The following is an 11,424-nucleotide window of genomic DNA, read 5'->3' as shown; positions in this document are numbered from 1 at the left end:
GAAGGAAGGTCACTCCAGTGGGTCGTCACCACAGCCGGGTCTATCTGTCGGATCCGGCCACCGGCCGGATCCGGGCGATCCTGACGACCGATGCCCTCGACTCCCTGGAAGCGGTGGCCTTCAGCCCAGACGGCCGTACCGTCGCGACGGGAAGCGCGTCGGGGGTGGAGCGGCTGTGGGACACCGCGAGCCGCCGGCTCCGGGCCGCACTCCACCGGTCCGGAACCACCGCCGACACCGCCTTCTCCAGCCCGGACGGCACCGCCCTCGCCATCGGGGCCTCGGCGGACGACTCGCCCGACGACGGCACCGTCCGGCTCTGGAACCCGGGGACCGGCGTGACCACGCACATCGCGCCGGACCACCGAGGCGAGGTCGGGCTCGCTTTCAGTCCCGACGGCCGCAGGCCGGCCATCAGCGACAGCGCCGGCACGGTGCGGCTGTGGGACGCGCGCCTGCCCGGAAGGCCGACGCTGATCCGCGACCTCTGCCGGGCCGTCCACCGGGACATCACGGAGCAGGAACGGTCCCTGTACCTGCCCGGTACCGGTCACCGGCCCGTGTGCGGTTGAATCGATCGCCCCAACTGCCTGCATTTTCACGGTAGTTGATTTGGTGCACAGCCATCCCCTCGCAGCGGGACGCGGGGCTAGGCTGCTGCCGCGGGCGACCGTCCGGCGAAGGGGGCGTCGTGGCACGGGCGGACACGGCGGTCAGGGACCGTACACGGCTGCTGCTGATGTACAACCTCACACCGCAGGTACGGGTGCCGGACGGCGTGCTCCGTCCGCTGACCGGGGCGCTCGACCTCGGCCGGTTCAGCGCGCACGTGGAGGCCGCGGGGCGGCTGCTGCCCCGGCTGGTGCTGCACGAGCGCGTACCGGAGTTCACGCTGCCGTCGGGCGCGGCCCGGGTGGGCGGTGCGACCGTCACCCTGGCCGTCACCCCCCGCCAGGACCCGCTGCTCTTCGTGGACATCGAGCTGCCCGACGAGGCGAACCGCCCGGACACCATCGCGGAGACCCTCTACGCCACCTGGCAGGACCGCTCCGCGATGTGTGTCGGTGAGGAGCCGCTGACCGCATGGCTCGACCGACGGCTGCGCGCACACGGAGCGACGGACCGGCCCGCAGGACAGGCACCGCTCGCGTTCGGGCGGAACGTCCACCAGAGTGTCTTTCCCGGCGCGGCGCTGGCACGGGAACTGCTCGCCGAGCACACGGCCGAGGACGCCGTCGGCTCGGACGTGGTGACGGTCGTCCTCCGCGGCACGCTGGCCGGCGGCACCGGCGCCAGGCTGGGCATCCGCCGGCCCGAGACGCTCAACAACCCCGGTCAGACCATGGTGGCGCACGGCAGGGGGGTGTCGCTGGTCGTCGGTTTCGCACCCCCGGTGGAGAACGCCTTCGCCGTGGCCGCGGCCGGGATCGTCAACGCGGTCGCCGCCGTGCACCGCATCCGGCAGCAGGCGTTCGAGGCGCTGGAGCTGGACCGGGCGGCGGTGGTCGACACGGTCGACGACGCGCGCTCCCTGGTCGCCTGGCTCTCGCGCAGGCTGAGCGACCTCCAGCTCGACCTGAGTTTCAGCGTCGAGGCGTACGCCGACACGATCCTCATCCCGGAGCTCCTGGTCGAGGGCTTCCACGCGTCGCTGCGCGGCGTCTCCGCGCTGGCGGACGCGCTGGCCAACACGTCCCGCATCGTCGAGCGCGTCGACGCCGTGCTCGCGACCCGCCGCGTCGACCTGGAGACGGCGTCCCAGCGCTACGCCGAGCGCCGGGACCGGGTACTGGCCGCGGCGATCGCCGCCGGTTCGGTCATCGCGCTCCCACCCGCGCTGCTCCTCGCCTACTTCGGCGTCAACAGCAGTGATGTGGACCCGCACCGCTCCATCCTGGACATCCACCGCTACGGTGTCGCCTACGCCGTCGCCTGGCTGCCGTTCCTCCTCCTGATCGCGGCCGGTCTGGTCGCACGCCGCCGCACCTCGCTGCGCCTGACCGACCCGGACGCCACGGTCGCGCCCGTCACCGGCGGACAACGCCGAAGCCGACGCGCCCGGCCAGGACAGCAGCGTCGGGGCGGAGGAGCCGGTGCGGGAAGTGCTGGTGCGGGAAGTGCCGGTGCGGGAAGTGCCGGTGGGGGCGACGGCGGCTAGGGCGTTCTGTCGTCGTGGTGGTCCGGGCACCTGTTAGCGTGCGCGGATGGATGATCTGGGAGCCGTAGCCTGGCCGCCCGAGCCGGTCAGGACCGAACGGCTGGTGCTCCGCGCGTCCGAGGCACGGGACCGTACGGCGTTCGTCGAGCTGCACGCCTCGCCCGAGGTCCACACCTACCTCGGCGGCGCCCGCCCGCGTGACGAGGTCGAGCGGGCGGCGCCGGAGGTGCCCGGTCGGTGGCCCGGGTGTTTCGTCGTCGATCTCGACGGGACGATGATCGGCCAGATCCTGCTGCGGAGGGCGACGGAACACCGCAGTCCGGCGGCCGTGGGGAAGCTCGACCTCGGCTACCTGTTCCTGCCGCGGGCGTGGGGGTTCGGGTACGCCGCCGAGGCCTGCGCGGCGGCGCTCGACTGGCTCGACGGCGTACTGCCCGGCGAACCGGTGGTCCTCACCACCCAGAGTGCCAACGGCCGTTCGATGCGCCTCGCGGCGAAGCTGGGGTTCACCGAGGTGGAGCGGTTCGAGGCGTGGGACGCCGAACAGTGGCTCGGTCAGCGGTCCCCGGCGCGCGGCAGGCATCGTTCCGGCCCGGATTCCTCCGACGCGGGTTGGTCAGGCCGTGTGTGACAGGTCCTGCGAGTGGACCGGGCGGACCGGGTGGGCGAAGGACAGGCCCTGCGCGTAGCGGGTGATCTCGGCGGCGGCGTGATCGGTCATGCGGCCGAGTTCACCGCCCAGGGAACCGGCGATGTGCGGGGTCAGGAGCACCCCAAGTGGGGCGCCTACGACCGGGACACCCCCGAGAGCGACGTCGTCCACCGCGTGGACGGACTGAGGGTGGGCACCTCCTGCGCGGACGTGTCCTGACCACACCGCCCCCGGACCGTCGTGGTCCGGGGGCGGCAGGGCGGCGTCACGCGGTGTGCCGGTCAGACCCGCGGGCGCTCGAAGGTCAGCAGGAGGCCCTCGACGGCGCCGGGGCCGATCCGGCCCTTCACGTCGGCGGCGGTGATCGCCTTGAGGCCCCAGCCGTCCTCGGCGTGCTTGTTGAGGACCTTCTCCAGCTTGTCGCTGTCCAGCGCGTCGCCGATCAGCGACTCCCGGAACGTGACGACCTTGTACTCGTAGGCATGGACGTTGCTCATGACTGCGGGATCCTCCTGCCGGCGAAGCCGGATCGGGTTGCAAGTGCCGGAGTCAGACAATCATCCCCGGTATCCGCCGCATCCGGCGGCCCCACCCTTCGCCGCCCCGCTCACGGCAGTTGCCGGCGCACGGGCACCCATTCGGCCAGCCGGTCCCGGACCGGACCGGGCGAGAGCCTGGGCAGCAGCCACTCGACGTGAGCCGTGAGGGCCTTGTGCCGGCGCAGCTCACCTATCTGTTCGATCGTCAGCTCCGGCCAGCCCGGCGCCGCCGCCTCCGCCTGCCGCACCCCGAGCGTGAGTGTGGCGAGGGTGTCGGCGGCCAGGGCCTGCGGGTCCCAGTCCGGGTCGGCGTCGGCGTCGGCGCCGAGGCGTTCGATGACCCACCTGCGCAGCATGAACTCCTGGACGTGCATCCGCATCTGGTCCCACACGCCGTCGCCGTGGTAGCGGCGGTTCGCCTCCAGCGACACCTTGGCCCAGCGGAGCCGCGCCTCGCGCGGCTCCGGGGAGTGGTACACACGGCCCTGCGCGATCAGCCGGATCGACTCCAGCTCCCGGTCGCGGTGGAGCCCGGCCACACGGTCCGCCAGGCGCTCGACGCTCCATGTGTCCAGGCCGGGCTCAGGTCGCTCCACGGGGCCGTTCCTCTCAGAGCAGCCGCAGGACGCCGACGACCTTGCCCAGGATCTGGACGTCGTCGGCGGGGATCGGGTCGTAGGACGGGTTGCGGGGCATGAGCCACACCCGGCCGTCCTGTCTGCGGAGCACCTTGACGGTGGCCTCGTCCTCCAGGAGCGCGGCGACGATGTCGCCGTGGTCGGCGCTGTCCTGGCGCCGGACGGTGACGATGTCGCCGTCGCAGATCGCCGCCTCGATCATGCTGTCGCCGGAGACGGTCAGGGCGAACAGGTCGCCCTCGCCGACGATCTGCCGGGGCAGGGAGTAGACGTCCTCGATCATCTCCTCGGCGAGCAGCGGCGCACCGGCGGCGATGCGGCCGACGAGCGGGACCTCGGCCGGCGCGGGGCTGCGCGGGCCCAGGTCCGGCGCCCAGGACGGACGTACCCGGTAGGCGCGGGGCCGGTGCGGGTCGCGCAGGAGGACGCCCTTGCTCTCCAGGACCATCAGCTGGTGGGCGACCGAGGAGGTGCTGGCGAGGTTGACGGCCCGGCCGATCTCCCGCATCGACGGCGGGTAGCCCTGCCGGTCCACCGCCTCCGTGATGCAGCGGACGATGGCCGACTGACGGCTCGTCAGCTCCCCCTCGGCGGCGTCTGGACCTGGGGGACGGCCCCGTCGGGCGGGTGCGGCGTTCTCCATCCGGGGATACCTCCGTGCATGATCCTCTCGGATGGTGACCATAACCCGATCCCGCCCGGAAATGGAACACGGCTTCGAAGGGAAGAGTGCCGAGCCCTTCCCGGTTCCGGGTCGTGCGGCGGTCAGGGGCGGCGGGGGCCGACGGCCATCAGCATCTTCCCCGGGCGGACGGTCGCTCTGGCCACGGGCAAAACGGGCCGGCCGCCGACGGGCGCGAACCGTACGCGCCGTACGACGGTGGCGGTCGCCGTGACGAGCTCGGTGGTGGCGAAGCGGTCGCCCAGGCACTTGTGCTTGCCCGCCCCGAAGGGGAGGAAGGCTCCCTGCGGGGGCGACTGGGACGCGTCGAGCCAGCGGTCGGGGTCGAAGCGCAGCGGCTCGGGGTAGAGGGCGGGATCGCGGTGCAGGGCGTGCTGGCAGTAGGCGAGGTCGGTGCCGGCGGGCAGGGTCCACTCCCCCAGTTCGATCGCGGTGAGGGTGCGGCGGGTCACCAGCCACCCGGTGTGGTGCAGTCTGAGCGCCTCGGTGACGACCCGGTTGAGGTAGGGCAGGCGGGGGATGTCCTCGAAGGCGACGGGGCGGTCGCCGAGCACCTCGGCCAGTTCGGCGAGGACGCGTGCCTCGATGCCGGGGTGGCGGGCGAGTTCGTAGAGGACCCAGGACAGGACGCTCGCGGTCGTCTCGGTGCCCGCCACCGCGAGGGTGAGGATCTCGGCGGAGATCTGGTCGTCGCCGAGCGGGCGGCCGGTCGTCTCGTCCTCGGCGGTCAGCAGCATGGACAGCATGTCGCCGCCGTCACGCCCACGGGCGCGCAGGTCGGCGACGGCGGTGTGGACGGTGGCCCGCACGGCGTCGCGGGCGCGGGCGAAGCGCCGGTTCACCGGCAGCGGGAGGCGGGCGATCCAGTCGGGCAGGATGATGCGCGTGCCGACCCCGTTCATCACGACCGCGAGGTTCCGGCGCAGCTGGAGGAACGTTTCACCATCGATGCTGCCCGCGAAGACCGTCTTGGTCAGCATGTCGAGGGACAGCCCGACCATCGCCTCGCGCACGTCGATGACCTGGCCGTCGTTCCAGCCGTCGACGACGGCGGCCGTCTCCGCGCGCATGACGTCGACGTAGCGGGTGATCTCGGTGCGGGCGAACGCGGGCTGGAGCTGGCGGCGTCTGCGGACGTGGTCGGGCCCGGCGGCCGTGACCACCGACTCGCCCATCAGGTCGCCCATCTTCTCGAAGAAGCGGCCCTTGTCGAGCTGGGGGGCGAGGTCGGTGAGCATGCTCCGGATCAGCGCCGGGTCCTGGACCACGACGGTCGAGGCGCCCGGCTGGAGACTGATCTCGACCAGCGGGCCGTACCGGCCGCGCAGGGAGGCGACGAAGCCGAGGTTGTCCCGGAGCAGCGGCACGGCGTGCCCCAGGAGGGGAAGTGATCCGGCCGCCTTGGGGATGGGAGGAGACGCAGGCTGTATCACGAGCGGTTTCCCTTCGCGATGATCACAACGCCCTTATGGATTCCCGGCGTTGGATCAGGCGAACCGAACCTTCACACGCTCCTCGCCATCTCCGACCGTGTCCCCCGCGCCGCGGAGATCCATCGGAAGCGCCCTAGCGGCGCCGCCAGGGCAGCGCCTCCTGCTCGTCGCCGTCGGCGTCGATCCGCTGGAGCGCGGCGTTGATCGCCTCGCCGATCTCGGCGAACTGGGTCACCTGCTCGGGGGTGAGGGCGTCGAAGATCCCGCGGCGCACCGCCTCGACATGGCCGGGGGCCGCGCGCTCCAGGAGGGCGGCGCCGCCCGGGGTGAGCACGGCGAGCTGGTTGCGCCGGCTGGCGGGGTCCTCGCGGCGGTCGACGTAGCCGGCCTCCTGGAGGCGGGTCACGGCGTGGGTGAGGCGGCTTCGGGTGATCTTCAGGCGTTCGGCCAGCTCGGACATGGTCAGGGAGTTGTCCTTGACCGAGGAGAGGTGGGCCAGCAGGGTGTAGTCGGAGTGGGTCATCCCTGCGTCGCGCCGCAGCTGGCGGTTGAGATGGTCCGACAGATGGGTGGAGAACTGGACGTAGGCGAGCCACGCCCGTCGTTCCTCGGGGTTGAGCCAGCGTGGCGTCGTGGTCATGGGCGCACCCTAGCCCTTCACGTTTGAATATTCAAACTTTTCGGGGGTCTTCTCATCCACGGGGTGGATGCGGCGGATCCGGGATTCGGATCACGCGGGGGATGGCGACCGGGCTCGGGCACGCCCCATAGTCGTCCCTGCCCCGCACGTCGCCGTCCGGACCGGCCGCCGGTGCGCGGGTTCTCCCCCGCATGCCGCGCGCCCCGGTGGCGCCCCTGACGGCATGCCCGCTCTCCTCGCCGTCCCTGGAGTCGCCATGCCCGGATCCGTGCCCCCGTCCCCCGCCCCGGTGGACGACACCGCCCCGTCCTCCGTCGAGGGGACGGGGCCTGCGCACCTGCTGCGGGTGACCCTGCTGATGGCCGGCAGCTGCCTGCCGATCCTGGGCGCGGTGCTGATCGCGCCCGTGCTGCCGAAGATGCAGGACCACTTCGCGTCCGTGCCGGGCGCCGAGGCGCTGGTGCCGCTCGCGCTGACCGTTCCGGCGCTGGCGCTGGCGCTGCTCGCGCCGTTCGCCGGGGTGATCGTGGACCGGCTGGGCCGCAAGCGTCTGCTGGTCGTGGCGACCCTGCTGTACGCCGTGTTCGGGACCGCCCCGCTGTGGCTGGAGTCGCTCGGCGCGATCATCGCCTCCCGGGCGCTGGTCGGTGTCGCCGAGGCCGCGATCATGACCTGCTGCACCACGCTGATCGGCGACTACTACTCCGGGCGGCAGCGGGTGCGCTACCTCGCCCTGCAGACCATGTGCGCGTCCGCCTCGGCCACCGTGTTCTTCGTGCTCGGCGGTGCGGCGGGCTCGGCCGGCTGGCGGGTGCCGTTCTGGGTGTACGCCGTGAGTCTCGTCCTCGCTCCCCTGATGGCCACCGCGCTGCCGAGCCCGGCGCGGACGGGTACGGCCACCGCGCGGACGCCCGGTGAGGTCCGGCGTGCCTTCCCCTGGCGGCAGCTGCGCGGGATCTGCGCCCTGACCTTCTTCGGGGCGATGGTCTTCTACACCGTCCCGGTCGAGATGTCGTACCTGCTCGACGACCTCGGGGTGACGCAGTCCGGGGTGATCGGGCTGGCCACCGCGATCGCGAGTGCGGCCACGGTCGGCGGTGCCGTCGCCTTCGCCCGGCTGAAGCGCTCCCCCGAGCCGATGCTGCCCGCCGTGCTCGCCGTCTGCGCGGCCGGGTTCGGGCTGATGTTCCTCGCCGGAAACGTTCCGCTGCTGGTCGTCGGGGCGGTCGTCAACTGTGTGGGCACGGGGATGCTGCTGCCGGCGCTGCTCACCGGCGCGATGTCGCGGCTGGCGTTCGAGGACCGCGGGCGGGGGACGGGGCTGTGGACGGCCGCGTTCTTCGGCGGGGAGTTCGTGTGTCCGCTGGTGCTGTTGGGAGCGCAGTCGGCGGTGGGCACGCTCGCCGGGGCCGTGGGGGTGCTGGGGGTCGCCTGCGCGGTGGTGGCGGCGGGGCTCTTCGCCGTGCGGCGGCGGGCGGCCGGGGCCGTGGATCCAGGGCCGCTGCCCGAGCGGGCGGCCTGAGGGGCGGCGGGGAGGCGCGGTGCCCGCCGCCGGCCCGCGGCGTCACCGCGTGGCCTGCCGCGCGGTTCCCGCGTCCCTAACGGGGCGCTCCGGCCGGCGTCAGCGTCGCGCCCACCTCCGCGGCCTTCCGGCGGAGCCAGATGTGGGCCGCGTCCTGGGCGTGCACCGGGTGCCACCACATGGCCTCCTGGACCGGGACCGCCTCGAAGGGGCAGGGCAGGACGCGTACCGCGGCGGAGCGCACCACCTTGCGGGCCAGGCGTTCCTGGATCATCGCCACCCTGCGGGTGCCCTCGACCATGTAGGGCAGCAGCTGGAAGGTCTGCACGGAGACCTCCACCCGGGGGCTGATGCCGAGCATGCTCAGCTGGCGGGCGGCCGGGGCGTCGTACGGACGCTGGTAGACCGCCCACGGCAGTTCGGCCAGCTGGTCCAGGGTGAGGGCGGCGCCGACCTCGGGGTTGTCGTCGGCGACCATGCACAGCCAGCGGTCCTGGTGGACGTCGACCGCGGGGAAGCCGTCGATGATGCCGTGCGGCAGGAGAAGGCCGTCGATGGTGCTGAGGACGGTGCCGGGGTTCTCCTCGACGCTCGGCGGGGTGTGCCGGAAGGTGAGGCGGATGCCGGGCGCCTCGTGGTGGAGCGCGCGGGCCAGCGGGGCGCCGAAGACGGCGGCTCCGTAGTCGGAGCCGAGCAGGGTGAACTCCCGGGTCTCCGCCGCAGGGTCGAAGTCGGGCTGGCTGGAGAACACGCGCTCCAGCAGGTCGCAGGCGGTCGCGCTGCGGTCCCGCAGGGAGACGCCGAGCGGGGTCAGTTCGTAGGCGTTGCCGGAGCGGGCGAGCAGTTCGTCGTCGAAATGGCGGCGCAGCCGGGCGAGGGCGGCGCTCATGGCGGGCTGGCTCAGTCCGACGCGCTCGCCGGCCCGGGTGACGTTGCGTTCCTCCAGCAGCGCGCGCAGGGCGACGACCAGGTTGAGGTCGAGTCGGGACAGGTTCACCGGGCACCGCCTAGCCAGTCGGGAGACATCCACGCCATCGATCCGCGGCATCCACAGGATCTATTTCCGTGATCCGCTCACGAGGGCCACAGTAGACCGCAACCCCGCAGGAGGAAATCTGATGGCAACGTTCGCGCAACCTGCCGGCCCGTTCGCGCTCGGCACGTTCTCCGCTCCGGACCGGGAGCCGTTCCCCGGCCTGCTGGCCCGGGAGCACGTGCTCGACCTGGGCGCGGCGCTGGACTGGGCGCCGGCCGGGCTGCGCGCCGTGGTCGAGCGCTGGGAGGAGACCCTCCCGGTGCTGCACGCCCTGGCGGACGACCCGGCCCAGGAGTGGCGGCCGCTGGAGGAGCTGCGGGTGCACGCGCCGCTGGAGCCCCGGCAGATCTTCCAGTCCGGTGCGAACTACCGGCAGCACGTGATCGACCTGGAGGTCGCCCACCGCTCCCCCGACGACCCGCGCACGGTCGAGGAGGCCCGCGAGGAGATCGCCGCGATGATGGACCGGCGGGCGGCCGAGGACCTGCCGTACGTCTTCATCGGGCTGCCGACGACGGTCGCCGGGCCGTACGACGACGTCGTGCTCCCCGACGGGGCCGAGCAGCCGGACTGGGAGCTGGAGCTGGCGGCCGTCATCGCCCGCCCCGCGTACCGGGTACCGGTCGAGGAGGCCCTGGAGTACGTCGCCGGGTACACGATCGCCAACGACCTCACCGACCGGGCGGCCGTCTTCCGCCGGGACATGAAGGCCATCGGCACGGACTGGCTGCGCTGCAAGAACGCGCCCGGTTTCACGCCGCTCGGACCGTGGCTGGTGCCGGCCGCCTCGATCGCCGACCCCGGCGACCTGCGGGTGACGCTGAAGCTGAACGGCGACACCATGCAGGACGAGTCGACCAAGGACATGCTCTTCGGGATCGCGCGGCTGGTCTCGTACATCTCGCAGACGGCCCGGCTGCTCCCCGGCGACCTGGTGCTGACCGGCAGCCCGGCCGGCAACGGCATCCACTGGGGGCGGCTGCTGCGGGACGGTGACGTGATGGAGGGGTCCGTGACCGGGCTCGGCGTCCAGCGCACCCGCTGTGTGAAGGAGTCGGCGTGAACCGGCAGGATCCCGAGGGCGCGATCGCCGAGGCCGCCAAGGCGTACTCGAACTGGGGGCGCTGGGGCGCGGACGACGTGCTCGGCACCCTGAACTTCCTCGACGAGGCCAAGCGGCGCGAGGGCGCGGCGCTGGTCCGGCGGGGGGCCAGCTTCTCGCTGTCGCAGGCCTTCGACATGGACGGCCCGCAGAAGGGCTGGCGGCGCCGGACCAACCCCGTCCACACCATGCTGGACACCGGCACCGACGCGGCCCTCGGCAACCAGGGCTTCCCGCACGGCATCGGCGGCGCCGACGACGTGATCGCGATGCCGTTGCAGTGCTCGACCCAGTGGGACGGGCTCGGGCACATCTTCGACCACGGCAAGGCCTGGAACGGGCGGGACGCGGCGCGCACCGTCACCTCCGACGGCGACCTCGTCACCGGTATCGAGCACATGGCGCCCTACGTCGCGGGGCGCGGGGTGCTGCTCGACGTGGGCCGGGTGGTCGGCACCGACGGGGAGCTGCCGGACGGGTTCGCCGTCACCGAGGAGCATCTGACGGCGACCGCCGAGGCCCACGGGGTGGCCGTGGGACGCGGTGACATCGTCCTCGTGCGGACCGGGCGGCTGGCCAGGGCCCGGCGCGAGGGCTGGGGCGAGTACGCGGGCGGGCCGGCGCCGGGGCTGTCGTTCACGACCGCCGGGTGGCTGCACGGCACCGAGATCGCCGCGATCGCCACCGACACCTGGGGCTTCGAAGTGCGCCCGAACGAGTTCGACGACGCCTTCCAGCCGCTGCACCAGGTCGCCATCCCCAACATGGGTCTGCTCATAGGCGAGATGTGGGACCTGGACCTGCTCGCCGAGGACTGCGCCGCCGACGGCGTCCACGAGTTCTGGCTGACCGCCGCGCCGCTGCCCATCACCGGGGCGGTCGGTTCACCGGTCAACCCGATCGCCGTCAAGTAGCCCCGCACAGCCGCCGGATGCGCCGTCCTTCCCGGACAGCAACGGCGCATCCGGCCCGCACCACCTCTTCCTCCACCGCCCGGCCCGTCGTCCGGGCGGGTGAGAGCC

Annotated in this window: 13 protein-coding genes; 7 read left to right on the top strand and 6 right to left on the bottom strand. The window is 72.9% G+C overall.

What is annotated here, in order from left to right; translation table 11 throughout:
• Positions 1 to 17: 17 nt before the first annotated feature.
• From ACZ619_RS13135 to ACZ619_RS13120, 4 genes are all read left to right on the top strand, one after another.
• Positions 18 to 572 (top strand): WD40 repeat domain-containing protein, encoded by a 555-nt coding sequence (locus tag ACZ619_RS13135; protein WP_469597910.1) that lies wholly within the window; start codon positions 18 to 20, stop codon positions 570 to 572.
• A 119-nt stretch (positions 573 to 691) separates the two neighbouring features.
• Positions 692 to 2,158, top strand: a complete 1,467-nt coding sequence (locus ACZ619_RS13130; protein WP_469597907.1) for a hypothetical protein — start codon at positions 692 to 694, stop codon at positions 2,156 to 2,158.
• A gap of 46 nt (positions 2,159 to 2,204) precedes the next feature.
• A complete protein-coding gene (locus ACZ619_RS13125) occupies positions 2,205 to 2,789 on the top strand; it encodes a GNAT family N-acetyltransferase (protein ID WP_469597905.1) in 585 nt (194 codons plus the stop codon).
• A 78-nt stretch (positions 2,790 to 2,867) separates the two neighbouring features.
• Entirely contained in the window at positions 2,868 to 3,029 is a 162-nt protein-coding gene (locus tag ACZ619_RS13120) for a hypothetical protein (protein ID WP_469597903.1), read from the top strand.
• Positions 3,030 to 3,091: 62 nt separating this feature from the next.
• Here the strand turns inward: ACZ619_RS13120 and ACZ619_RS13115 are convergent, their stop codons facing one another.
• The 5 genes from ACZ619_RS13115 to ACZ619_RS13095 form a co-directional block, all read right to left on the bottom strand.
• Entirely contained in the window at positions 3,092 to 3,307 is a 216-nt protein-coding gene (locus ACZ619_RS13115; protein ID WP_469597901.1) for a DUF4177 domain-containing protein, read from the bottom strand.
• Positions 3,308 to 3,417: 110 nt separating this feature from the next.
• Complete coding sequence (locus ACZ619_RS13110; RefSeq protein WP_469597898.1) at positions 3,418 to 3,945, bottom strand: hypothetical protein; 528 nt, start codon at positions 3,943 to 3,945, stop codon at positions 3,418 to 3,420.
• A 13-nt stretch (positions 3,946 to 3,958) separates the two neighbouring features.
• Positions 3,959 to 4,672 (bottom strand): transcriptional repressor LexA, encoded by a 714-nt coding sequence (lexA, locus tag ACZ619_RS13105; protein ID WP_469597896.1) that lies wholly within the window; start codon positions 4,670 to 4,672, stop codon positions 3,959 to 3,961.
• Positions 4,673 to 4,752: 80 nt separating this feature from the next.
• Positions 4,753 to 6,102 (bottom strand): cytochrome P450, encoded by a 1,350-nt coding sequence (locus tag ACZ619_RS13100; protein WP_469597894.1) that lies wholly within the window; start codon positions 6,100 to 6,102, stop codon positions 4,753 to 4,755.
• A gap of 133 nt (positions 6,103 to 6,235) precedes the next feature.
• On the bottom strand, positions 6,236 to 6,742 hold the full coding sequence (locus tag ACZ619_RS13095) for a MarR family winged helix-turn-helix transcriptional regulator (RefSeq protein ID WP_469597892.1): 507 nt from the start codon (positions 6,740 to 6,742) through the stop codon (positions 6,236 to 6,238).
• A 256-nt stretch (positions 6,743 to 6,998) separates the two neighbouring features.
• Between ACZ619_RS13095 and ACZ619_RS13090 the strand changes: the two genes are divergently transcribed.
• Positions 6,999 to 8,264 carry an MFS transporter gene (locus ACZ619_RS13090; RefSeq protein WP_469597890.1) on the top strand — a complete coding sequence of 422 codons (1,266 nt, stop codon included), beginning with the start codon at positions 6,999 to 7,001 and terminating at the stop codon, positions 8,262 to 8,264.
• A gap of 76 nt (positions 8,265 to 8,340) precedes the next feature.
• Here ACZ619_RS13090 and ACZ619_RS13085 read toward each other — a convergent pair whose 3' ends face one another.
• Positions 8,341 to 9,261: a LysR family transcriptional regulator gene (locus ACZ619_RS13085; protein WP_469597888.1), complete on the bottom strand. Its 921-nt coding sequence runs from the start codon at positions 9,259 to 9,261 to the stop codon at positions 8,341 to 8,343.
• A gap of 121 nt (positions 9,262 to 9,382) precedes the next feature.
• On the opposite strand from ACZ619_RS13085, the gene ACZ619_RS13080 reads away from it, so the two are divergent.
• Both ACZ619_RS13080 and ACZ619_RS13075 read left to right on the top strand, forming a co-directional pair.
• Positions 9,383 to 10,363 (top strand): fumarylacetoacetate hydrolase family protein, encoded by a 981-nt coding sequence (locus tag ACZ619_RS13080; protein ID WP_469597886.1) that lies wholly within the window; start codon positions 9,383 to 9,385, stop codon positions 10,361 to 10,363.
• A complete protein-coding gene (locus ACZ619_RS13075; RefSeq protein ID WP_469597884.1) occupies positions 10,360 to 11,316 on the top strand; it encodes a cyclase family protein in 957 nt (318 codons plus the stop codon). The genes ACZ619_RS13080 and ACZ619_RS13075 overlap by 4 nt, the downstream gene beginning before the upstream one ends.
• Positions 11,317 to 11,424 lie beyond the last annotated feature (108 nt).

The sequence above is a fragment of the Streptomyces sp. NPDC104367 genome, from assembly GCF_055583825.1.
Note: the sequence above shows the minus strand (reverse complement) of the source record. Positions and strands in the feature narration are given on the sequence as shown.

Bases quoted from the DNA above. Each gene is read 5' to 3' on its own strand.
- ACZ619_RS13125 (WP_469597905.1), top strand. From the start codon at position 2,205: ATGGATGATCTGGGAGCCGTAGCCTGGCCGCCCGAGCCGGTCAGGACC.
- ACZ619_RS13115 (WP_469597901.1), bottom strand. From the start codon at position 3,307: ATGAGCAACGTCCATGCCTACGAGTACAAGGTCGTCACGTTCCGGGAG.
- lexA (WP_469597896.1), bottom strand. From the start codon at position 4,672: ATGGTCACCATCCGAGAGGATCATGCACGGAGGTATCCCCGGATGGAG.
- ACZ619_RS13095 (WP_469597892.1), bottom strand. From the start codon at position 6,742: ATGACCACGACGCCACGCTGGCTCAACCCCGAGGAACGACGGGCGTGG.
- ACZ619_RS13090 (WP_469597890.1), top strand. From the start codon at position 6,999: ATGCCCGGATCCGTGCCCCCGTCCCCCGCCCCGGTGGACGACACCGCC.
- ACZ619_RS13080 (WP_469597886.1), top strand. From the start codon at position 9,383: ATGGCAACGTTCGCGCAACCTGCCGGCCCGTTCGCGCTCGGCACGTTC.